This window comes from Intrasporangium mesophilum (assembly GCF_054783095.1).
On sequence record NZ_BAAGRF010000003.1, the window covers coordinates 1 to 21,774 of the forward strand.

The 21,774-nt window shown below is 70.3% G+C and carries 20 protein-coding genes and 2 tRNA genes; 12 read left to right on the forward strand and 10 right to left on the reverse strand.

The annotated features are described in order from the left end of the window. Positions 1–90: 90 nt before the first annotated feature. Positions 91–167: transfer RNA gene (locus ACYVLP_RS01380), tRNA-Ile, on the reverse strand. A gap of 126 nt (positions 168–293) precedes the next feature. Between ACYVLP_RS01380 and ACYVLP_RS01385 the strand changes: the two genes are divergently transcribed. The 4 genes from ACYVLP_RS01385 (at position 294) to ACYVLP_RS01400 (ending at position 3,661) form a co-directional block, all read left to right on the forward strand. Then, positions 294–635: a bifunctional 3-phenylpropionate/cinnamic acid dioxygenase ferredoxin subunit gene (locus ACYVLP_RS01385; RefSeq protein WP_460625550.1), complete on the forward strand. Its 342-nt coding sequence runs from the start codon at positions 294–296 to the stop codon at positions 633–635. A gap of 234 nt (positions 636–869) precedes the next feature. Then, positions 870–1,385, forward strand: a complete 516-nt coding sequence (locus tag ACYVLP_RS01390) for a DUF3145 domain-containing protein (protein ID WP_460625551.1) — start codon at positions 870–872, stop codon at positions 1,383–1,385. A gap of 640 nt (positions 1,386–2,025) precedes the next feature. After that, entirely contained in the window at positions 2,026–2,415 is a 390-nt protein-coding gene (locus ACYVLP_RS01395) for a WhiB family transcriptional regulator (RefSeq protein ID WP_460625552.1), read from the forward strand. 37 nt (positions 2,416–2,452) lie between these two features. Continuing rightward, entirely contained in the window at positions 2,453–3,661 is a 1,209-nt protein-coding gene (locus ACYVLP_RS01400) for an RtcB family protein (protein WP_460625553.1), read from the forward strand. 78 nt (positions 3,662–3,739) lie between these two features. Here ACYVLP_RS01400 and fabF read toward each other — a convergent pair whose 3' ends face one another. The 8 genes from fabF to aceE form a co-directional block, all read right to left on the reverse strand. Next, complete coding sequence (gene fabF / locus ACYVLP_RS01405; RefSeq protein WP_460625554.1) at positions 3,740–4,990, reverse strand: beta-ketoacyl-ACP synthase II; 1,251 nt, start codon at positions 4,988–4,990, stop codon at positions 3,740–3,742. Between the two features lie 151 nt (positions 4,991–5,141). Then, positions 5,142–5,390 carry an acyl carrier protein gene (locus ACYVLP_RS01410; RefSeq protein ID WP_452267965.1) on the reverse strand — a complete coding sequence of 83 codons (249 nt, stop codon included), beginning with the start codon at positions 5,388–5,390 and terminating at the stop codon, positions 5,142–5,144. Positions 5,391–5,480: 90 nt separating this feature from the next. Further along, complete coding sequence (locus ACYVLP_RS01415; protein WP_460625919.1) at positions 5,481–6,452, reverse strand: beta-ketoacyl-ACP synthase III; 972 nt, start codon at positions 6,450–6,452, stop codon at positions 5,481–5,483. A gap of 217 nt (positions 6,453–6,669) precedes the next feature. After that, the gene (locus tag ACYVLP_RS01420) at positions 6,670–7,602 is read right to left on the reverse strand and encodes an ACP S-malonyltransferase (protein ID WP_460625555.1); all 933 of its coding nucleotides are present in this window, start codon (positions 7,600–7,602) and stop codon (positions 6,670–6,672) included. A gap of 143 nt (positions 7,603–7,745) precedes the next feature. Continuing rightward, a complete protein-coding gene (locus ACYVLP_RS01425; RefSeq protein WP_460625556.1) occupies positions 7,746–8,924 on the reverse strand; it encodes a PucR family transcriptional regulator in 1,179 nt (392 codons plus the stop codon). 136 nt (positions 8,925–9,060) lie between these two features. Next, on the reverse strand, positions 9,061–10,518 hold the full coding sequence (locus ACYVLP_RS01430) for an N-acetylmuramoyl-L-alanine amidase (RefSeq protein WP_460625557.1): 1,458 nt from the start codon (positions 10,516–10,518) through the stop codon (positions 9,061–9,063). Between the two features lie 83 nt (positions 10,519–10,601). Then, positions 10,602–12,026, reverse strand: a complete 1,425-nt coding sequence (gene argG, locus ACYVLP_RS01435; RefSeq protein WP_460625558.1) for an argininosuccinate synthase — start codon at positions 12,024–12,026, stop codon at positions 10,602–10,604. A 171-nt stretch (positions 12,027–12,197) separates the two neighbouring features. Continuing rightward, entirely contained in the window at positions 12,198–14,969 is a 2,772-nt protein-coding gene (gene aceE, locus ACYVLP_RS01440; RefSeq protein ID WP_460625559.1) for a pyruvate dehydrogenase (acetyl-transferring), homodimeric type, read from the reverse strand. A 280-nt stretch (positions 14,970–15,249) separates the two neighbouring features. Here aceE and ACYVLP_RS01445 point away from each other — a divergent pair, with 280 nt between their 5' ends. The 8 genes from ACYVLP_RS01445 (at position 15,250) to ACYVLP_RS01480 (ending at position 20,667) form a co-directional block, all read left to right on the forward strand. Next, on the forward strand, positions 15,250–15,666 hold the full coding sequence (locus tag ACYVLP_RS01445) for a DUF3052 domain-containing protein (RefSeq protein WP_460625560.1): 417 nt from the start codon (positions 15,250–15,252) through the stop codon (positions 15,664–15,666). A 102-nt stretch (positions 15,667–15,768) separates the two neighbouring features. Further along, on the forward strand, positions 15,769–16,284 hold the full coding sequence (locus tag ACYVLP_RS01450) for a peroxiredoxin (RefSeq protein WP_452267956.1): 516 nt from the start codon (positions 15,769–15,771) through the stop codon (positions 16,282–16,284). Between the two features lie 35 nt (positions 16,285–16,319). Beyond that, positions 16,320–16,392 (forward strand) — tRNA-Val (locus ACYVLP_RS01455). A 1-nt stretch (position 16,393) separates the two neighbouring features. Beyond that, positions 16,394–17,275 carry a Nif3-like dinuclear metal center hexameric protein gene (locus ACYVLP_RS01460; RefSeq protein WP_460625561.1) on the forward strand — a complete coding sequence of 294 codons (882 nt, stop codon included), beginning with the start codon at positions 16,394–16,396 and terminating at the stop codon, positions 17,273–17,275. Beyond that, a complete protein-coding gene (locus ACYVLP_RS01465) occupies positions 17,203–18,012 on the forward strand; it encodes a zinc ribbon domain-containing protein (RefSeq protein WP_460625562.1) in 810 nt (269 codons plus the stop codon). The genes ACYVLP_RS01460 and ACYVLP_RS01465 overlap by 73 nt, the downstream gene beginning before the upstream one ends. Continuing rightward, on the forward strand, positions 18,009–18,965 hold the full coding sequence (locus ACYVLP_RS01470) for a reverse transcriptase-like protein (protein ID WP_460625563.1): 957 nt from the start codon (positions 18,009–18,011) through the stop codon (positions 18,963–18,965). The genes ACYVLP_RS01465 and ACYVLP_RS01470 overlap by 4 nt, the downstream gene beginning before the upstream one ends. A 23-nt stretch (positions 18,966–18,988) precedes the next feature. Next, the gene (locus ACYVLP_RS01475; RefSeq protein ID WP_460625564.1) at positions 18,989–19,402 is read left to right on the forward strand and encodes a rhodanese-like domain-containing protein; all 414 of its coding nucleotides are present in this window, start codon (positions 18,989–18,991) and stop codon (positions 19,400–19,402) included. Beyond that, on the forward strand, positions 19,399–20,667 hold the full coding sequence (locus ACYVLP_RS01480) for an O-succinylhomoserine sulfhydrylase (RefSeq protein ID WP_460625565.1): 1,269 nt from the start codon (positions 19,399–19,401) through the stop codon (positions 20,665–20,667). Before ACYVLP_RS01475 ends, ACYVLP_RS01480 begins: the two co-directional genes overlap by 4 nt. Positions 20,668–20,676: 9 nt before the next feature. On the opposite strand, the gene ACYVLP_RS01485 is transcribed toward ACYVLP_RS01480, so the two are convergent. Then, positions 20,677–21,768, reverse strand: a complete 1,092-nt coding sequence (locus ACYVLP_RS01485; RefSeq protein ID WP_460625566.1) for an SLC13 family permease — start codon at positions 21,766–21,768, stop codon at positions 20,677–20,679. Positions 21,769–21,774: the final 6 nt, after the last annotated feature.

Sequence of the window (21,774 nt, forward strand, 5' to 3'; positions counted from 1 at the left end):
CCGAAGCAACTGTCAAGCATCAGCCGAAACACTGTCAGGCATCAACCGAAGCCCAAACGTCAAGCATCAGGCGGAGTCATACACAAACTCTGGTGGGGCAGCAGGGGCTTGAACCCTGGACCGACGGATTATGAGTCCGCTGCTCTGACCGGCTGAGCTACTGCCCCGGGACCTCGCGCGACCGAGGTCGGCCGCGAGGACGGCTCGGAGTCTATCGACCGGTGCGTGCCGCCGCTGTCGACCCCTCTAGGCTCGCAACGGAGCAACAACCCTGTGAGCCGAAGGACGCATGCATGAGTGACGGCATCCGCGTTGCCGCGGTCGACGACGTCGAGCCCGGCGAGGCGCTTGCACTGGAGACCACCCTGACCGGCACGGACGAGCCCATCTCGCTCTTCCGCGACGACGACGGCACGTACTACGCGCTGGACGACACCTGCTCGCATGAGGATGCGTCGCTCGCCGAGGGCTGGGTCGAGGCAGGTGAGGTCGAGTGCCCGTTGCACGCGACGCGGTTCTGCCTGCGCAACGGCCAGCCGATGTGTCTGCCCGCGACGCAGCCGGTCGCAGCGCACAAGATCGAGGTGCGCGACGGCGAGGTCTACCTCTTCCCGGGGGTCACACCCGAAGGCTGACCAGGCTCTCCGGCACCACTCGAACGATGCCACACGCACCGCGCCCCGTGCCGGGTGGAGCGCCGGCGTGCTCGGACGATTGCCCCCGAAATGCTGGTGCCGGTGTGACCGGTGGTGCACAATGGACGAGCGCTCACCTCGGTGAGCACAACTGCATCACGGCACCGACAGCACACGGACCCACGAAATCGCAGGCGTTGGGGAAGACGTCCCTGCAACTTCAGGAGGTCCCGGATGTCTGTCGCGATGTCGCGCACCACCACACGTGGGGTTGTGTTCATACACGGGGCCCCAGCGGCGCTGTGCCCGCACATCACGTGGGCGATAGAGGCCGTCCTCGACCAACGCGTCGCGCTGGACTGGATCCCGCAGCCCGTGGCTCCGCGGATGCTGCGCAGCGAGCTGGCCTGGACAGGTGCGCCGGGCACCGGTGCCGATCTCGCCAGCGCCCTGCGCGGCTGGGACGGCCTTCGGTACGAGGTGACCGAGGAGCCCTCGCCGGGCTGTGACGGCGCGCGCTGGTCGTACACACCGCGTCTTGGCATCCACCACACGATGACCTCCGCCTCCGGGGACGCGGTGGTCCAGGAGGACCGGCTCCGTGAGGCGGTGCTGCGCACACGGGGCGACGTCGAGGCTCTCCAGGACGAGCTCGACCTGCTTCTCGGCGTCCCCTGGGACGAGGAGCTCGAGGTCTTCCGGTATGCCGGCGACGGGGCCTCCGTGCGCTGGCTGCACAAGGTGGGCTGACTCTCAGCGTCTCGTCGGCTGCGACCTCCAGCGTGGCGGACGGGACGACGAGGGCCCGGGCGGTTCGTGCGCCCGGGCCCTCGTCGCACCCGTGCCGACCGGCTCCGACCCGGGCTGAGCCCGCTCGTCGCCCATGCGACCGGTGGGACGACGCGCTCACTCGACCGTCGAGTGAGGCCACGTCCACAGGGCCGTGAGGGCGACGGCATACGGAGGCGGAAAACTATTGGGCACCAATGGGTCCCACCTGACACGATGGCCTGTGGGTCGGTGTCCACGCCGCGCCCACCACCCAGATCTCACCGAAAGGCCTGTCATGGCAACGGGACTCGACTTGAAAGCGAAGCGATGTGGTCGCCTCGCCGATGTCGCCTATCCCAGCAAGCAGGAGGGCTTCGGCCTCCTGCGGCCAGAAGGCAACATCGGACGAGTCCCGGCGGGGAGACCTGCGCTGACCTGAGCCCGCGAGCTTCGCTCGCACGTCGCGCAGCCGCCCCACCGGACGTTCGGTAGGGGCGGTTTCTCATGGGTACTGCGCGCCGGTCAGACCGGGAAGGAGGCCGCCCGCCCGCCACTGTCCGCCACCCACCGACCGATGTCGCCCCACGATCTCGACCGCTATCCGAGAGGAGCTTGCTGCATGACGCGCATCCGAACCAACCTCCACAGCCGATCCCTGGGCCAGCTGTCCATGCGGCCGAGCCCGGGACCCGGCGGGAGCGTCGGCAGCGTCGGCATCGACGGCTTCGCGTACTCCGCGGCTACGTCGCATCCGTTCGTGCCCGCGGGACAGGTCCCGCGGTGCGCGGACGAGGACGCAGAGCTCTTCTGGCCGGCGACGGTGGCCGACGAGGAGGCCGCCAAGGCCATCTGCCGTGCGTGTCCGCTCACCGCGGCCTGCCTCGCGGTGGCACGGGAGCGGCGGGAGTGGGGCGTCTGGGGAGGCCAGCTCCTCGCCAAGGGCCGGCCGACCACGGACCTGCCAGGCAACGTCCGCCCGTCCCCTCACGAGCACGCCCGAACCGCCTAGGACCCCATCACCGACCACACACGAAAGGATCAGGACCATGACCACCTTCCCTGTCGCGCTCCCCGGCGCGCAGGCATCGACCCTGATGTGGGCCGACCCGGCCTCGGTCGAGCCCGCGGCCCTCGAGCAGCTCCGGAACATCAGCCGCCTGCCGTGGGTCCACGGCCTGCGGGTGATGCCCGACGTCCACCTCGGGAAGGGCGCCACCGTCGGCTCGGTCATCGCCATGCGCGACGCCGTGTCGCCGGCCGCCGTCGGCGTCGACATCGGCTGCGGCATGACCGGCGTGCGCACGAGCCTCACGGTCGAGGACCTGCCCGACGACCTGGCCGCGCTGCGGTCGGCTGTCGAGGCCGTCCTGCCGGTGGGCTGGAACGCGCACGACGGGACAGCCCCCGTCCTCCGGCGCGAGGTGGGACTCGCCAAGCGCTTCGCGACGCTCATGGACCGGTTCGGCCAGCTGCGTGCACCTCAGGTGGCCGACCGGGAGGGGCGCGCTGCAGCGCAGTGCGGTTCGCTGGGATCCGGCAACCACTTCGCGGAGGTGTGCTCGGACGAGACCGGCCGCATCTGGCTCATGCTGCACTCCGGGTCGCGCAACATCGGCAAGGAGCTCGCGGAGCGGCATATCGCGACGGCGAAGTCGCTCGAGCACAACCTCGGGCTGCCTGACCGTGACCTCGCGGTCTTCCTCGCCGGCACGGACGAGATGGCGGCATACCTGCACGACCTCTACTGGGCCCAGGAGTACGCGCTGCTCAACCGTGAGGTCATGATGGCGACGATCCGCGAGGTCGTGAGCTCCGTCTTCCCGCACGTGGTCTTCGACGAGCCGGTGCGGTGCCACCACAACTACGTCGCGCAGGAGTCCTACGAGGGCGTCGACGTGGTGGTCACCCGCAAGGGCGCCATTCGCGCGGGCCTGGGCGACCTCGGCCTGATCCCGGGGTCGATGGGGACCGGGTCCTACGTCGTGCGTGGCCTCGGCAACGAGGACTCGTTCTGCTCGGCGAGCCACGGAGCCGGTCGCCGGATGTCGCGGAACGCGGCGAAGCGGCAGTTCACCGTCGACGACCTGCGTGCCCAGACCGCCGGTGTCGAGTGCCGAAAGGACGCCGGGGTCATCGACGAGATCCCCGCGGCATACAAGGACCTCGAGTCGGTGATCGAGGCCCAGGCGAGCGGGCCGAGCCCGCTGGTCGAGGTCGTCAACCGGCTCACGACCCTCATGTGCGTCAAGGGCTGAGACGACAGCGTGCCCGCTCGGCCGGGAGCCTCCCGGTCGAGCGAGCACGCCTCGCTGTGCGGTGCTGCGTCTGTAGCGTCAGTAGCTGCGGACGGCGAGGGCGACGTTGTGGCCACCGAAGCCGAACGAGTTGTTGAGCGCCGCGATGTCGCCGGCGGGCAGCTTCAGCGGCTCGCCGGACACGACGTTGAGCGGGATCTCGGGGTCCTGGCTGTCCAGGTTGATCGTGGCCGGGACGAGCCGGTTGTGGATCGACTGGATCGTGATGACGCACTCGAGAGCCCCGGCCGCGCCGAGCAGGTGGCCCGTCATCGACTTGGTCGCCGTCACCGACATGTTCTCGGTGTGGTCGCCGAACGCACGCCTGATCGCGTTGTACTCGGCGACGTCGCCGACCGGCGTGGAGGTTGCGTGCGCGTTGATGTGCACGATGTCCTCGAGCGACAGGTCCGCCAGCTCGACGGCATACTTCATCGCGCGCGCAGCGCCAGAGCCATTGGGCTCGGGAGCCGTGATGTGGTGCGCGTCGGCCGACATGCCCACGCTCGCGAGCTCGGCATAGATCCGCGCGCCGCGCGCCCTGGCGTGCTCCTCGGACTCGAGCACGATGATGGCCGCGCCCTCGCCGAGGACGAACCCGTCGCGCTCGGTGTCGTAGGGCCGTGACGCCTTCTCGGGGTCGTCGTTGCGAGTGGACAGCGCCTGCATCGCGGCGAAGCCGGAGATCGGCAGCGGGTGCACGGCCGCCTCGGTGCCTCCTGCGACGACGACGTCCGCACGACCAGTGCGGATCATGTCGATGGCGTAGCCCATGCTCTCAGCGCCGGACGCACACGCGCTCACGGTCGTGTGGGCGCCAGCGCGGGCGCCCAGGTCGAGGGAGACCGCGGCCACGGGACCGTTGGGCATCAGCATCGGCACCGCAAGCGGGTACACCCGGCGGGGCCCCTTCTCCTTGAGGACGTCCCACTGGTCGAGGAGCGTCCAGACGCCACCGATGCCTGAGCCCACCGCGGCGCCGAGGCGCTCGGGGTCGACCTCGGGGGCGCCGGCGTCGGCCCACGCCTCACGTGCGGCGATGAGGGCGTACTGGCTCGACGGGTCGAGGCGCCGGGTCTCGACCCTGGTCAGCACCTCCTCGGGCCTCGTGGCGATCATCGCCGCGAAGGTGACGGGGAGCTCGTACTTGGAGACCCAGTCGAAGTCCATCGTGCGGGCGCCGGAACGCCCGGCGAGCAGGGCCTCCCACGTCTCCGTGGCGGTGCCCCCGATGGGCGTGGTGGCGCCGAGACCGGTGACCACGACGCGTTGGTCGCGCTTGCTCGTCATGGTGACGTGCTCCTTGAGTCGAGTTGGTTGTGGTGGTGCTGGTGATGCTGGTCGGCCGTCCGACGGGGTATGCCGTCCGGTCGGCCGCCCTGCCCGGCGCCCGATCGTGGCGGGCGCCGGGTCCGGGCGTTGGCCCGAGGGTCGCAGGGGGTCAGGCCTGCGCGCCGGCGATGTAGCTGACGGCGTCGCGAACGGTCTTGAGGTTCTTGACCTCGCTGTCGGGGATCCGCACGCCGAACTTCTCCTCGGCGTTGACGACGATCGTCATCATCGAGAGAGAGTCGATGTCGAGGTCCTCGGTGAAGGACTTGTCCATCTCGACGGACGCGGTGTCGAGTCCGGTCTCCTCGTTGACGATGTCGGCGAGACCCTCGAGGATCTCCTGCTCGGACTGAGCCATCTGTCTACTCCTTGTTGTGGGTGGCATCCGTGGCGGATGTTCGTTTCCGATGCCCCGATTGACCCGTCGGGGCGGCGGGAGCTGGGAGGGTCAGGGGAGCACGACGACCTGGGCGGCATACACCAGCCCGGCGCCGAACCCGATCTGCAGCGCGAGGCCGCCGCTCGGGATCTCCTTCTCGGCGAGCATGCGGGTGGTCGCGATCGGGATCGAGGCCGCCGAGGTGTTGGCGGTCGTCACGATGTCGCGCGCCACGGGGATGTCGGCCGGCAGCTTGAGCTGCTTGACCATGGCGTCGATGATCCGGATGTTCGCCTGGTGCGGGATGAAGGCGTCGAGGTCGTCGGCCTTGATGCCGGCCTTGTCGATGGCCTGCTGCGCAACGGGAGCCATGCCCCAGACAGCCCAGCGGAAGACGGTCTGGCCGGCCATACCGATCGCGGGCCAGACGCTCTTGTCCGCCTGCGCGGCCTTCCACGACTCGCGGACCTCCGTCCAGGCCTGCTTCTGCGTGATCGCGTCGCGCTGCGTGCCGTCGGAGCCCCACACGGTCGGGCCGATGCCCGGGGTGTCGCTCGGGCCGATCACGCACGCGCCGGCGCCGTCACCGAAGATGAACGCGGTGCCGCGGTCGTAGGGGTCGGTGAAGTCGCTGAGCTTCTCGACTCCGATGACCAGGACATAGTCGGCGGAGCCGCCCTTGACCATGTCGCTCGCCACGGCCACGCCGTAGCAGTAGCCCGCGCAGGCCGCGGAGATGTCCATCGCCGGCGCCGTGGAGCCGAGACGCGAGGCCAGCTCCGGCGCAGCCGCCGGGGTCTGGTAGGGGTGCGTCACGGTCGCCATGAGGATGAAGCCGACCTGGTCGGGTGCGATGCCGGCATGCTCGAGCGCCTGCCTGGCGGCGTGCTCGGCCATGTCGATGACCGACTCGTCCTCCGCGGCGAAATGGCGGCTGACGATGCCGGAGCGCTCGCGGATCCACTCGTCGCTCGAGTCGATCTGGTCGACGATCTCGGCGTTCATGACGACGCGGGCCGGGCGGTAGGCGCCGACGCCCATGATGCGCGAGTGCCGCGACGCGCCGTAGTCGACGAGGGTGCCGGTGCCCTTGGGAACAGGTGCGATGCCACTGGAGGTTGTCACGTGGGGCCTTCTCGCTGGTGGGGGTCAGTGGGTCGGAGTCGGGGCAGATGGTTCAGGCCGGGGGAGCGGGCGGGGTGGCCGTCCGTCGGGGGCCATGACACGAGCGTGCCGCCAGTTGGTGTCCTGGCGCCAGTCATCCGCCGGTGTGGGCTGCGATGAGGGAGTGGGCCGACTCGAGGTCGTCGGGTTTCTTCACGGCCAGCGTCTCCACGCCGGTCATCGCGCGCTTGGCCAGTCCGACGAGGGTGCCGGCGGGCGCGAGCTCGAGCACGGCGGTCACGCCGAGCTGCTGGAGGGTCTGCATGCACAGGTCCCAGCGCACCGGGTTGCTGACCTGCCGGACGAGCCGGGCGACGGCGTCGGCGCCGGACGAGACGGCCTGGCCGTCGGCGTTGGACAGCAGCGTCAGCGTGGGGTCGCCGGGGGTGATGTCCGCAGCGGCGGAGCCGAGCGCCTCGACTGCTGGGGCCATGTGGCGGGTGTGGAACGCACCGGCGACCTGCAGCGGGATGACGCGGGCCTTGGCCGGCGGCTCGGCGCGCAGCTCGGCGATCTGGTCCATCGTGCCCGCGGCAACGATCTGCCCTGCGCCGTTCATGTTGGCGGGCGTGAGGCCGCGACGGTCGAGGCTGGCGACGACCTCGTCGGGGTCGCCGCCGAGCACCGCTGCCATGCCCGTCGGGGTCACCGCGCTGGCCTCGGCCATAGCGCGGCCACGGGTGGCCACCAGGGACATCGCCTGGTCGGCTGTGACGACGCCCGCGAGGGCAGCCGCCGTGAGCTCGCCGACCGAGTGCCCGGCGAGCGCCGCCTTGGTGCCGGCGAGCGCAGAGGCATCGGGGAACAGGACCCCGGCAGTGACGAGGCCGGCCGCGACGATGAGCGGCTGGGCCACCGCGGTGTCCTTGATCGTGTCCGCGTCGGACTCGGTGCCGTGGGCCACGAGGTCGAGGCCGGCGGCTTCGCCGTACGCGCCGAGGTGGTCACGCACCCCGTCGAGCTCAAGCCACGGGGTGAGGAAGCCGGGTGTCTGTGAGCCCTGTCCAGGGCAGACGATCGCTAGCACGTGTCCAACCTTTCCCGGTTACTGTCGGGGACCCCGCCACCGATTGGCACGAAGTCCGGGTCGATAGTTTGGAGAAATCCTCCAAATCCTAGCGGCAGGTCGGCATTCGTGTGGCGGAGGTCACGCGCCGGGTGTGGTCCCCGTCACGGCGAGCTCGAGCCGAGCCGGCCGACGGCCAGTGCAATCCGGGCCGCCCAGGCCTCTCTCGGAGCGGTGAGGTCGTAGCCCGTCACGTCGGCGATCCGCCCGAGCCGGTAGCGCACCGTGTTCGGGTGCACGAACAGGGCACGAGCCGTGGCCTCCAGCGAGCCGCCACTGTCGAGGTATGCCGTCGCGGTGGCCAGCAGGGGAGCCTGGGAGGGTGCGGCCAGGGGGCGATGGATCCGCTCGACGAGGATTCTCCGCGCCGGCGGGTCGCCCGCGAGAGCGCGCTCGGGCAGGAGTGAGTCCGACTCCACGATCCGTGGCGCGCCGGGCCACGCGGCCGCTGCGGAGAGTCCGGACAGGGCCGAGCGGGCGGACCTCCCGGCCGCGAACAGGTGGGGCACGGTCGGCCCCACCACGATCGGGCCGGGACCGAAGCAGTCGGCGACGGCATCGACGATCGGCAGCACCGCGCGGGTGCCGCCCAGGATGGCGATGAGTCGGGACCGCTGCACGATCGCCAGGGCCTCGACATCGTGCTGCCGCACCGAACGGCGCAGCTCGTCGACGGCCGGCACCGCGCTGCCACGTCCCGGGGGAGTGCTGCCCACGACGAAGGTCACGTGAGACACATCGCCCCAGCCGAGTGCGCTGGCCCGCGACTGCATCGAGTCGTCCGCCTCGCCCCTGAGGACCGCGTCGACCACGAGCGCTTCGAGGCGGGCATCCCAGGCTCCTCGCGCCTCGGCCGCACCGGCATACACCTCGGCGGCGGCGAACGCGATCTCGCGAGAGAAGCGGAGCACCGACTCACGCAGCAGCTGCTCGTCACCCGGCCCGGCGAGGCTCTCCACTCTCGACTCGACGACCTCGACGACCGTCCGGACCAGGTCAAGGGTCTGCCGGAGGCTCACCGTGCGGGTCAGCTCCTGTGGTGCGTTGGCGAAGATCGAGATCGCCGAGGGGGCGTGTCCCTCCTCCTGGCGGAACCATGCGATGAACTGCGAGATGCCCGCTTGCGCGACGAGGCCGACCTGGGAGCGGTCCTCGGCGGAGAGGCCGCGATACCAGCGAAGGTTCTCCTCCATGCGGCGCGAAGCGAGCGTCGCCAGCTCACCCGAGCTGCGTTCGACCGCACGCGTCGTCGCCTCGCTGGGCCGCTGGCGTCGGGGGCTCACGGCGCCAGCCTAGGGGCGCCAGCGGCAAACGGTTTGTATGCCGTCGACAACCGGCCCGGAGCGAGCTGGGTCCGACGGGTCGCCGGCGCTTCCGAGGGTCCTCGGTGACGAGGTCACCGAGGACCCTCGGAGGGGGTCAGCGCGTGGTCCGGGTGGGCTGGCGCGGAGGCGTCGACGGGGTCCCCGTCGGGCCCTGGACCTGCAGCGTCCCGGCGATGCGCTGGGCCGTGGCCGCGACATACCTCGGCCCCTGGCCGGCCAGCCACGAGGCGGCCGCCTGCGATCGGATCGCGGGAACCTGCGGGTAGGCCCGGTCGCCCGGGCACTCGGTCGCCGACAGGTCACGATGACCCATCACGCGAGGCACCGTGATGACAGTGCCCACGGGGTAGCGAGTGCTGCCGCCGCTCGTCAGCACGACGGGCATCGACGGGTCGAAGCCGGCCCGGTCCGCCTGCCAGGCGATGACGTCCGAGACCGCGGTGAGGACAGCCGGGGGGAAGGCGATCGTGGTGAAGTCGCCCATGACGGACACGCCGAAGGTGGTGCTGTTGAAGCCGCCGGCCTGGGCGCCGAGCACGAAGCCGTCGAGGCCTCCGACACGGCCCTCGTAGACACGGCCGAACCGGTCGACGAGGAACTGGTACCCGATGTCGCACCAGAGCAGCTTCTGAGTGTGGTACGCGTAGATGCCGCGGATGACGCTGGCGGCCTGCTCGGCGGTGTAGGTGTTGGAGTCGACCGTGTGGTGCACGACGGCGGCCTGATAGCCGGTCAACGCTTCGGGAGTGCACGGACGCATCGACTCGTCGGCGCCCCACTGGGCCCGGGTGATGATGGCGGGTCGAAGCACCGAACCGCTTGCGGTGCCTGACGTGCCTGACGTTGCAGACGTCGCAGAGAGGGCGGTGCGGGCGCTCGACGGGTTGGCCGTCGCGATGCCGGCCATGGTCGCATCTGCAGCGGACGACCCCCCGTCCACGAGAGCCGCATTCAGGTCGCGCGGGGCGTCACCGCTGGTGGTGAGGACTCGCACCTGGATGCCGTTCGACTGCGCTGCGACGAGCGGCGACGTCCCGTGGACCGCTCGACGGCCTTCGGCGGACCTGGCGTCCGGCCCCTCGTCCGGCTCGACGTCGAGCTCCGTCCAGCTGCTCCATCCGCGGGACGAGCGTGTGCGCGCCTCGACCGTGAGGCCCTTGGGGGCCGGGCCCGAGAAGGTCACCCCTGCCACGTCGAAGCCGGTGCCCTCGCGGGTCAGCTCGGCTGCGACGACCGAGCCCGGACGAGCGCTCGTAGACGGCTTCGGGCCAGAGCTGCTCGCGCCTGCGCTGGTCGAGCCCGACTTGGCGACCGGGATGCCGACCGTGACCGTGGTCGGCCTGACCGGAGTCGGCTTGACGCGGGCCAGTCCTCCCGACGCCTGTTGCGCGGTCGACTGGGTGGCCGACGGTGACTGGACTGTCGACGAGCCGACGGCCGGCCTGGAGTCGAGCCGCCAGTCATCCACCTGCTTGGCACCGGCCGGACCGGCCGGTAGGGCGACGCAGGTCGAGACGAGCATGATGACAGCGGGCAGCGAGCGACGCCGCATGCGGAACCTCCCCAGTTCGTGTGCGGGTTCGTTTGTACCATTTGCGGCACGTGTCCGCACCCTTGGGAGGGTGAACAGTTGGATCAGTCGGTGCCGAACTCCATCGCGGCGCGGTCGAGAGCGTCGTCGGTGCTGTCGACGTCGGCGGCGGCGGGGTTGGCCGCGATGGCGGTGGCGCCGCCTGGGGCGAGCTCGCCCACGAGCTCGGCCGCGCGGGAGCCGAGCAGGCCCTGACCGGCATACAGCTCCAGCTTGGCGCGCGAGTCGGCGATGTCGAGGTTGCGCATCGTCAGCTGGCCGATCCGGTCGACGGGGCCGAACGCCGCGTCCTCGGTGCGCTCCATCGAGAGCTTCTCGGGGTGGTAGCTGAAGGCCGGCCCGGTCGTGTTGACGACGGACCAGTCGTCGCCACGTCGCAGCCGCAACGTGACCTCTCCGGTGACGGCGGAGGCGACCCACCGCTGGAGCGACTCGCGAAGCATGAGCGACTGCGGGTCAAGCCAGCGGCCTTCGTAGAGAAGGCGGCCCAGCCGACGGCCTTCGGCGTGGTAGTTGGCGATGGTGTCTTCGTTGTGGATCGCGTTGAGGAGCCGCTCGTAGGTGAGGTGCAGCAGAGCCATGGCCGGCGCCTCGTAGATGCCGCGCGACTTCGCCTCGATGATGCGGTTCTCGATCTGGTCGCTCATGCCGAGGCCGTGGCGTCCACCGATGGCATTGGCCTCCATGACGAGCGAGACGGCATCGGGGAACTCGCGGCCGTTGATCGCGACCGGGCGGCCCCGCTCCCACCGCACCGTGACGTCCTCGGCCTCGACCGTGACGGCCGGGTCCCAGAATCGGATGCCCATGATCGGCTCGACGACCTCCATCGACTCGTCGAGGAACTCCAGCGTCTTTGCTTCGTGCGTGGCGCCCCAGATGTTGGCATCGGTGGAGTACGCCTTCTCGGCCGAGGCGCGGTACGGAAGGCTGCGCGCCGTCAGCCACTCGGACATCTCGTGACGCCCACCGAGCTCGGAGACGAAGTCAGCGTCGAGCCACGGCTTGTAGATCCGCAGCTCCGGGTTGGCCATGAGGCCGTAGCGGTAGAACCGCTCGATGTCGTTGCCCTTGAAGGTCGAGCCGTCGCCCCAGATCGAGACCCCGTCCTGCTGCATGGCGCGCACGAGCAGAGTGCCCGTGACGACGCGGCCCAGGGGGGTGGTGTTGAAGTAGGTCTTGCCGCCGCTGCGGATGTGGAACGCGCCGCACGCGATCGCCGACAGGCCTTCCTCCACGAGCGCCGTCTTGCAGTCCACGAGGCGCGAGAGCTCCGCGCCGTACTGCCCGGCGCGGTCGGGGACCGAGTCGATGTCGGGCTCGTCGTACTGGCCGAGGTCCGCGGTGTAGGTGCACGGCACCGCGCCCTTCTCGCGCATCCAGGCGACAGCCACGGAGGTGTCGAGGCCGCCGGAGAAGGCGATCCCGACTCGTTCACCGACAGGGATGGAGGTCAGTACCTTGGACACGGCTGCAAGTATATGCACAGTCACGCATACCTATCCACCCGCTGTCTCGCCTACATCGCGGTGCATCTCTCTTGGCAGCGCCCGGGATGGTCAGTGACGTCGCAGTGCTGCGACGTCACTGACCAGCTGCCGAGGCGGTGAGTGGTCCAGGGCGGCTCTGAGGGCCTGAGGTCAGCTCTCGCCGCCGGCGTTGCCGGACGTGCCGGCCGTGACGTCGTCGAGGCGGTACTTGTCGGCCGCCTTGGCGGGGACGTCGGCGTCGACCTTGCCGTCCTTGGCGAGCAGCTGCAGCGTCCGCACCGCGACCGACGGGCCGTCGATGTGGAAGAAGCGGCGCGCCGCCGGGCGGGTGTCGGAGAAGCCGAAGCCGTCGGCGCCCAGCGAGGCGAAGGTCCCCGGAACCCAGGGCTCGATCTGGTCCTGGACCGCGCGCATGTAGTCCGACACGGCGACGACCGGGCCCTCGGTGTCCTTGAGGCACTGGGTGACCCACGGGACGATCGGCGGCCCGTCCGGTGCCAGGAACTCGCGCTCGTCGGCCGCGAGGCCGTCACGCCGCAGCTCGTTCCACGACGTCACCGACCATACGTCGGCGGCGACGCCCCAGTCGTCCGCGAGCAGCTGTTGGGCTTCCAGGGCCCATGGCACCCCGACACCCGAAGCGAGGATCTGTGCCCGAGCAGGCGTGTGCTGCCAGCCTTCGGTGTCGGCAGCCTTGAGCTTGTACATGCCCTTGAGCAGGCCCTCGACGTCGACGTTCTCCGGCTCGGCCGGCTGCACGATCGGCTCGTTGTAGACCGTCAGGTAGTAGATGAGGTTGGACTCCTCGGGAGTCATCCCTTCGCCGTACATCCGGCGCAGACCGTCCTGCATGATGTGGGCGATCTCGTAGGCGTAAGCCGGGTCGTAGTGCACGACAGCCGGGTTGCTCGAGGCCAGCAGCGGGCTGTGGCCGTCGGCGTGCTGCAGGCCCTCGCCGGTGAGCGTCGTGCGCCCTGCCGTCGCGCCGATCAGGAAGCCGCGGCTCATCTGGTCCGCCGCCGCCCAGATCGAGTCACCCGTGCGCTGGAACCCGAACATCGAGTAGAAGACGTAGATCGGGATCATCGGCTGGCCGTGCGTGGCGTACGACGTGCCCGCCGCGGTGAATGCCGCCAGCGAGCCTGCCTCGTTGATGCCCAGGTGCAGGATCTGGCCCTGCTCGTTCTCGCGGTAGGCGAGCATGAGCTCGGCGTCAACCGGCGTGTAGTTCTGGCCGTTCGGGTTGTAGATCTTGATCGTCGGGAAGAACGCGTCCATGCCGAACGTGCGCGCCTCGTCCGGGATGATCGGCACGATCCGCTTGCCGAACTCCTTGTCACGCAGGAGGTCCTTGAGCAGGCGGACGAACGCCATCGTGGTGGCGACCTCCTGCTTGCCCGAGCCCTTCTTCACCTGGGCGTACGCGTCGTCGCCAGGCAGCTTGACCGGCTCGAACCGGACGCGGCGCTGCGGCAGCGTGCCGCCGAGCTTGCTGCGCCGGTCGACGGAGTACCTGATGACCTCGTTGTCCGGGCCCGGGTGGTAGTAGGGCGGACGGTACGGGTCGGCCTCGAGCTGCTCGTCAGAGATCGGGATGCGCAGCCCGTCGCGGAAGGCCTTGAGGTCCTCCAGCGTCATCTTCTTCATCTGGTGGGTCGCGTTGCGCCCCGCGAAGTGGGATCCGAGGCCGTAGCCCTTGATCGTCTTGGCCAGGATCACGGTCGGCTGGCCGGTGTGCTCCATCGCCGCCTTGTATGCCGCGAAGACCTTGCGGTAGTCATGGCCGCCGCGCTTGAGGTCCCACCAGATCTGGTCGTCGGTCCAGCTCTCCACCATCTTGGCGGTGCGCGGGTCGCGCCCGAAGAAGTGGTCGCGGACGTACTTGCCGTCGTTGGCGCGGAAGGTCTGGTAGTCGCCGTCGCTCGTCTGGTTCATGATGTGCACGAGCGCGCCGTCGCGGTCGGCGGCCAGGAGCGGGTCCCACCCACGACCCCAGACGACCTTGATGACGTTCCAGCCGGCGCCGCGGAAGAACGCCTCGAGCTCCTGGATGATCTTGCCGTTGCCGCGGACCGGCCCGTCGAGCCGCTGCAGGTTGCAGTTGATGACGAACGTGAGGTTGTCCAGCTCCTCGTTGGCCGCGAGCTGGAGCAGGCCGCGCGACTCGGGCTCGTCCATCTCGCCGTCACCGAGGAACGCCCACACGTGCTGCTCGCTCGTGTCCTTGATGCCGCGGTTGTGGAGGTACTTGTTGAACTGGGCCTGGTAGATGGCGTTCATCGGCCCGATGCCCATCGAGACCGTCGGGAACTCCCAGTAGTCCGGCAGCAGGCGGGGGTGCGGGTACGACGGGACCGCGGCGATGCGCCCGTCGACGATGTGGCTCTTCTCCTGGCGGAACCCGTCGAGGTCGGCCTCGGTCAGGTGGCCCTCGAGGAACGAACGGGCGTACATCCCGGGAGAGGCGTGGCCCTGGAAGTAGACCTGGTCGCCACCGCCCGGGTGGTCCTTGCCGCGGAAGAAGTGGTTCATGCCCACCTCGTAGAGCGTCGCGGCGCTGGCATAGGTCGAGATGTGGCCGCCGACGCCGATGCCCGGCCGCTGGGCGCGGTGCACCATGATCGCGGCGTTCCACCGGATGTAGCGGCGGAACTCGCGCTCCACGTCCTCGTCGCCGGGGAACCACGGCTCCCGCTCCGGCGGGATCGTGTTGATGTAGTCGGTCGCCGTCAGCGACGGGACGCCGACCTGCTGCTGCCGGGCACGCTCGATCAGCTTGAGCATGATGTAGCGGGCCCGGGTGCGGCCCTGGGCATCGAGCACCGCGTCGAGCGAGTCGAGCCACTCCTGCGTCTCGTCCGGGTCGATGTCCGGGAGCTGACTGGGGATGCCGTTGAGGATCGGGCCGGCCTCGGAAGCCACGTCGTGCGTCCTTTCTCGTGGGTCGCGGCGCTCGCAGCCGATGGGCGACGGCGCTGCTCCCACCCATCCTCTACCAATCCGTGGTGGCCGTCACACTCGGGTCCAGCACGGGCCAGGTGCCGACCTGGTACGGAGCGGCGACGCCTGGATGCACCACGTCGGAGGGGCTCTCGCGGTACCGTCGGAGCCAGCACATATCAAGGCGTGGCACCGCGGCCACGCGGTGCAGGTGGGTACGTAGCGTGGGGCCGCAGGGCCACGACAGAAAGGACCGGTGACAGTGAGTACGACCGCGGGAGCGGCGTCCTTCAGCAAGCTCGGATTTGCCAAGGGGCAGGTCATCCAGGAGTTCGGCTATGACGACGACGTCGACGACGACCTGCGGTTCGCGCTCGAGGACGTCATCGGCAGCGAGCTCGAGGACGAGGAGTTCAACGACGGCGCCGACGGCGTGGTCATCTGGTACCGCGACGGCGACGAGGACCTCGTCGACCTCATGGTGGACGGCCTGACCAAGCTCTTCGACTCAGGCTTCATCGTGCTGCTCACGCCGAAGTCCGGCCGGCCCGGGCACGTCCAGGCCAGCGATGTCGAGGATGCCGCGTCGACCGCCGGGCTCGTCACCGGCGGCCAGGTGAACGTCGCGCCAGAGTGGGCTGCTACCCGGCTCATGCCCCCGAAGGGACCTCGCCGCTGACGGGAGTTCCTGGCTGGGTCGCCCCTTCGCCTCGCTCCGGGTCGGTTCCCGCCCCTGTGGACGGCGACGGCGGGCTCGCACGCCAGGTGTCACACTGGCGGCATGACGAACGCGCACTCGGTCCACGCGTCCGCCCCGCTGGCCGTTGGTGAGACCGCTCCCGACTTCACCCTCGTCGACCAGTACGGCGCGGACGTGAGCCTGTCCTCGGTGCGTGACGCCAAGATGGCCGTCGTCGTGTTCTACCCGGCTGCCTTCTCCGGCATCTGCCGCGGCGAGCTGCGCGAGATCCGCGACACCCTCGAGGACTTTCAGACCGACGACGTCCAGGTCTTCGCGATCTCGTGCGACTCGATGTACACGCTGCGCGCATGGGCCGACGCGGAGGGCCACTTCTTCCCGCTGTTGTCCGACTTCTGGCCCCACGGCGATGTGGCGCGCAGCTATGGCGTGTTCGACGAGGGCGAGGGCTTCGCCCGCCGCGGGACGTTCCTGCTGGACAAGCAGGGACGCGTCGTGTGGACCGACGTGCGCGCGATCGGGCAGGGCCGCGACTTCACGCCGTACCGCGAGGCGCTCGCGACGCTGCGCAAGCACGAGGGGTATGCCGTAGGCTGACCGCCGCCTGCCGCGCGCCGTTCGCGTGCGCGACGGGGCCTGTAGCTCAGTTGGTAGAGCACCGCGTTTACACCGCGGGTGTCGTCGGTTCGATCCCGGCCGGGCCCACGTGGATGACCTGCTGCTGCGAGACGTGGTCGCAGCCCTGGAGTCGCTCTACCCGCCCGAGACCGCGGCCGGCTGGGACCGGGTGGGGCTCGTCACGGGCGACCTGGAACAGCCGGTGCGCCGCATCCTTCTTGCCGTGGACCCGACGCTGGCGGTGATCCGCGAGGCTGCACACGCGCAGACCGACCTGCTCGTGACGCATCACCCGCTCCTGCTCAGAGGCGTGAGCTCGGTCGCGACGACGACCGCCAAGGGTGCCTCGGTGACTGGCCTCATCGCATCCGGCGTCGCCCTCTACGTGGCCCACACCAACGCCGACGTCGCCGAGCCCGGAGTCTCCTCGGTCATCGCCAGCACGCTCGGGCTCACCGCACAGCGGGCCCTGTCCGTCGAGGACGGGCAGCCGCTGGGTCGGGTGGGCGAGCTGCCGGAGACCATGTCACTGAGGGAGTTCGCCGACCTGCTCGCGGCCGTGCTGCCGCCCACGGCCGGTGGGATCCGCGTGAGCGGCGACCCGGCGGGTGCGGTGCGTACCGTGGCCGTGCTCGGTGGCTCGGGCGACGACCGGTTCCCCGAGGCGCGGGCCTGCGGCGCCGATGTCTACGTCACGGCAGACCTGCGCCACCACCCGGTGCTGGAGGCGCGCGAGGAGACCCGCGACGGCCCGCCGTACCTCGTCGACGCCGGGCACTGGGCGACCGAGTCGCTGTGGCTCGCCAGCGCCCGCGACCGCCTTCTCGCTGTCCTCGCTGAGCGACACCCGGCAGCGACTAGGGTCGACACGAGAGTGTCTGAGATTCGCACCGAGCCGTGGACCTTCGTCGTCGGTGCGAACGCCGCCGGGCCCGACAGCCCGGCGACCCAACCCGGAGGTGTGTCCTGAAAGCCGATCCGTCCCGCCAGTGGCGCCTGCTCGACCTGCAGGCGATCGACACCCGCCTCGACCAGATCGCCCACGCACGGGCGAGGCTCCCGCAGGGCCCGGCGCTCGAGGCTGCGAGGAGCGAGCTGAGCGCGCTGGACACCGAGATCGTCAACGCGCGGACCGCGGCCGACGACGTCCAGCGGGAGCTCGCGAAGTCGGAGCAGGACGTCCAGCTGGTGCGGGACCGCGCGGCCCGCAACCAGGCTCGCCTCGACGCAGGACAGGGCTCAGCGAAAGACCTTCAGGCGCTCCAGCACGAGCTGACCTCGCTGGCGCGGAGACAGGCCGAGCTCGAAGACGTCGAGATCGAGGTCATGGAGCGGGCGGAGTCGCTCAGCACCCGGGTCACCGAGCTCGACACCAAGCGCACCGACCTGTCCGAACGGGTCGGCCAGCTCGAGGTGGAGCGCGACCAGGCGCTGGCCGAGCTGGGGGCCGAAGAGGCGAAGGTCGGCTCCGGTCGACCCGACATCGTGGCGGGTGTCGGTGAAGAGCTGTTCACGCTCTACGAGAAGATCAGGGCCACGAGCGGCGGGATCGCGGCGGCAGAGATCCGGCAGCGCCGGTGCGGCGGCTGCCGGCTCGAGCTGAACAACGTCGACATCGACCGTATTCGGCGTTCGGCCGAGGACGAGGTCGTGCGATGCGAGGAGTGCCGCAGGATCATGATCCGCACGGGCGAGTCCGGTCTGTGAGCAGGACGTCTCGAAAGGCGGGCCGCCGGCTCGTCGTCGAGGCCGACGGCGGGTCGCGCGGCAACCCGGGTGTGGCCGGCTACGGAGCGGTCGTCCGCGACGCCCAGACCGGAGCGGTGCTCGTCGAGCTCGCCAAGCCGCTCGGCCAGCAGAGCAACAACGTGGCCGAGTACTCCGGGCTGATCGCCGGGCTGCAGGCCGCCGCCGAGATCGACCCGGGCGCGCAGGTGCAGGTGCGCATGGACTCCAAGCTCGTCGTCGAGCAGATGTCGGGTCGGTGGAAGATCAAGCACGAGGACATGCGACGCCTCGCCTCGGAGGCGAATGAGCTGTGCGCCGGCCTCGTCGAGGCAGGTGGCTCGGTCGGTTTCGAGTGGATCCCGCGCGCCCAGAACAAGGCCGCTGACGCCCTGAGCAACGACGCCATGGACGGCAAGACGGTCCGCCGCGTCCACTCCGCCACCACAGCTGTGGCTGAGCCCAGTTCCGACGCGGGTTCGCGACCTGCGCGGCCACTCCGGCTGTTGCTGGTCCAGGTCCCGGACCACGCGGGCGTCGCGGACCGGATCACGACCGCCGCGAGGCGGCTGCCGCTCGGCTCGGCACGAGTCATCACGACTCAAGACGAGATCGCCGACCGGGTTGCGTCCGAGCTCGCCGCCGCGCTCGGGTCCGAGGTCGAGCGGTCGCGCGAGTGGGCCGGCACGGCACCCGGCGAGGGTGTCGACGAGAGGGTGCTGACGGCATACCACGCGGTGGTGGAGACGGGCGGCACGGTCATCGTCGTCACGACGCGGCGAGCGGTCCTCACGGTGCTCACCGACGTGCTCGGCACGCCCCGCGAGCGCTTCTGGGCCGTGGCAACCGCACCTGGCAGCCTCACCGCGGTCGAGGTGTGGGAGGACGGGTCCGCCTCGGTCGCTTTCACCAACCGGACGGACCATCTCGCCTGACGACGCTGTGCCATATTCGGAGAATGACGTACGCCGGTGATGTAACCCCCCAGCAGGCCTGGGACGCCCTGCGCGACGAGCCCGACGCGGTCCTCGTCGACGTGCGCACGAGCGCGGAATGGGCCTACGTCGGCCTGCCGGACCTCGGCCCGATCGGCAAGGACGTCGTCCGTGTGGAGTGGCAGCGCTTCCCGGACGGCGCCGTCAACGAGTCCTTCGCGTCCGACCTCGAGGCGGCAGGCATCGGCAAGGAGCGGCACCTCTACTTCATCTGCCGCTCGGGCGTTCGCTCCGTGGCAGCGGCCGAGCTCGCCACGGCAGCGGGATGGGTCGACTCGCGCAACGTGCTCGAGGGTTTCGAGGGTCCGCACGACGCTCAGCGGCACCGGACCGTCTCCGGCTGGAAGGTCGCGGGTCTGCCGTGGGTGCAGGGATGAGCACGCCGACCGGGGGGGACCCCGCCACGGACGCGCCCGCCGAGCAGTCCACCGACCGCATCGGGGATCGGACCAGCGACGGGACCGCCGATCGGACCGCCGGCTGGCGCCCAGACACGCTCGCCGTGCGAGGAGGCTTGGCGCGCAGTGGGTTCGAGGAGACTGCCGAGGCCCTCTACCTGACCTCCGGCTTCGTCTACGACACCGCGGAGGACGCCGAAGCGGCGTTCAAGGGCGACATCGACCGCTTCGTCTACTCGCGCTACGGCAATCCGACCGTGACGATGTTCGAGGAACGGCTGCGCCGCATCGAGGGGGCCGAGGCGTGCTTCGCCACCGGCTCCGGCATGGCGGCGGTCTTCGTCGCGCTCGCCGCCCTGCTGGGCCAGGGCGACCTGGTCGTGTCGTCTCGGGCGCTGTTCGGCTCGTGCTTCGTCATCCTCGATGAGATCCTGCCCCGCTGGGGTGTCGAGACGGTCTTCGTCGACGGTCCCGACCTCGAGCAGTGGCGCGAGGCCCTTGCCACACCGACGACCGCGGTCTTCTTCGAGACGCCGAGCAACCCGATGCAGGAGCTCGTCGACATCGCCGCCGTGACCGAGCTCGCCCACGCCGCGGGCGCCAAGGTCGTGGTCGACAACGTCTTCGGCACGCCGGTCTTCAGCAAGCCGCTCGACTTCGGTGCGGACATCGTCGTCTACTCCGCGACCAAGCACATCGACGGCCAGGGGAGAACCCTCGGCGGTGCCGTGCTCGGACCGAAGGAGTTCATCGACGGCCCGGTCCAGAACCTCATGCGGCACACCGGCCCGTCGATGTCGCCGTTCAACGCCTGGGTCCTCGTCAAGGGCCTCGAGACCATGTCGCTGCGGGTCGAACGGATGGCCGACAGCGCCCTCGAGGTGGCGCGGTTCCTCGAGCAGCACCCGAGAGTGACTCGGGTCGTCCACCCCTTCCTCGAGTCGCATCCCCAGCACGACCTTGCCAAGCGGCAGATGCTCGCCGGTGGCACCGTCGTGACGTTCGAGCTCGACGGCGGCAAGGACCAGGCCTTCGCCGTGATGAACGCCCTGGAGGTCATCGACATCTCCAACAACCTCGGTGACTCGAAGTCGCTGATCACCCACCCGGCCACCACGACCCACCGCCGGCTCACTCCCGAGGCCCGCGCAGCGGTCGGGATCACCGACGGGGTGCTGCGCGTGTCCGTGGGCCTCGAGGACGTCCGCGACATCGTCGACGACCTGCGTCGTGCCCTGGGCTGAGCCCGAGGGTCAGGCCGTCACGGCAAGGGCAAGGGTGGCACCGGCGACGGCGACCGCGCAGCAGAGCAGCCCAGTGGCAGCGAGGTAGCCCGCCCTGACCTCGAGCCCGGCCGACCGGCAGCGATGCGCCCACAGTAGCGTCGCCACGGAGGCCCAGGGCGTCACCAGCGGTCCGACGTTCACGCCGACGAGCAGGGCAGCCAGGCGTGACGGCGCGTCAGTCACCGCCGGCTCGAGCGCGAGGTAGGCCGGCAGGTTGTTGAGCGCGTTGGCGGAGACCGTCCCGACGGTGCTGACGCGCAGCAGGTCCGGGGCGCTCGTGCCGTGGCCGACCAGCGCTCGAACGAGCGGTTCGAGCCCGTGCCGCAGGGCCACGTCGACGACGACGAACAAGACGCACATTCCGAGGACCCCCAGCCACGGCACCGACACCCGGCGCAGGAGCTCCGGAGCCCGCCGGGCGGTCGCCCCGAGCAGCAGCAGGGCGGCCGGGACGGACGCGAGCGCCGGCTGGACCCCAAGCACGAAAAGGGGCCCGAGCAGGATGCATACCGCCGCGGCGAACCGCATGAGGACGCGGTCATGTGGCTCGGCGCGTGGTGGTGTGTCGTAGCGGAGCCTCAGGCGCCGGCCATGGATCGCCCACAGCACGAGAACCGTTCCGACGATGGCCGCGGCTGCGGGAGCCGCCATGAGCCGGACGTACGACAGCGTGCCGATCCCGAGCTGTGAGAACGGATGCAGCGCAAGGAGGTTCGTCAGGTTGGAGACGGGCAGGAGCAGGGAGGCAGTGTTGGCCAGCCAGAGCGTCGTCATGGCGAACGGCAGCGGCGGCGCACCGACCTGCCGGGCCACGGTAATGGCGACCGGGGTGAGCAGCACGGCGGTGGTGTCCAAGCTCAGGACGATGGTGCAGGCGACAGCCAGCGCCACGACGAGCAGCCACAGCACGACGGTGTGCCCCCGCGCGACACGCGCCGCGTAATGGGCTGCTTCGTCGAAGACGCCCGCGAGGTCGGCGACCTCGGCGACGACCGTGATCGCCACGAGGAAGACGAGGATCGGTCCGACCCTCTCGAGGAGCAGGGCGAGGTCAGGCATCAGCCG

Coding starts and splice junctions, on each gene's coding strand:
- ACYVLP_RS01450 (WP_452267956.1), top strand. CDS start 15,769: ATGACGAACGCGCACTCGGTCCACGCGTCCGCCCCGCTGGCCGTTGGT.
- ACYVLP_RS01475 (WP_460625564.1), top strand. CDS start 18,989: ATGACGTACGCCGGTGATGTAACCCCCCAGCAGGCCTGGGACGCCCTG.
- ACYVLP_RS01395 (WP_460625552.1), top strand. CDS start 2,026: ATGACGCGCATCCGAACCAACCTCCACAGCCGATCCCTGGGCCAGCTG.
- ACYVLP_RS01400 (WP_460625553.1), top strand. CDS start 2,453: ATGACCACCTTCCCTGTCGCGCTCCCCGGCGCGCAGGCATCGACCCTG.
- ACYVLP_RS01390 (WP_460625551.1), top strand. CDS start 870: ATGTCTGTCGCGATGTCGCGCACCACCACACGTGGGGTTGTGTTCATA.
- ACYVLP_RS01480 (WP_460625565.1), top strand. CDS start 19,399: ATGAGCACGCCGACCGGGGGGGACCCCGCCACGGACGCGCCCGCCGAG.
- ACYVLP_RS01385 (WP_460625550.1), top strand. CDS start 294: ATGAGTGACGGCATCCGCGTTGCCGCGGTCGACGACGTCGAGCCCGGC.
- ACYVLP_RS01430 (WP_460625557.1), bottom strand. CDS start 10,518: ATGCGGCGTCGCTCGCTGCCCGCTGTCATCATGCTCGTCTCGACCTGC.
- ACYVLP_RS01410 (WP_452267965.1), bottom strand. CDS start 5,390: ATGGCTCAGTCCGAGCAGGAGATCCTCGAGGGTCTCGCCGACATCGTC.
- ACYVLP_RS01415 (WP_460625919.1), bottom strand. CDS start 6,452: ATGGGCGTCGGCGCCTACCGCCCGGCCCGCGTCGTCATGAACGCCGAG.
- fabF (WP_460625554.1), bottom strand. CDS start 4,990: ATGACGAGCAAGCGCGACCAACGCGTCGTGGTCACCGGTCTCGGCGCC.
- ACYVLP_RS01485 (WP_460625566.1), bottom strand. CDS start 21,768: ATGCCTGACCTCGCCCTGCTCCTCGAGAGGGTCGGACCGATCCTCGTC.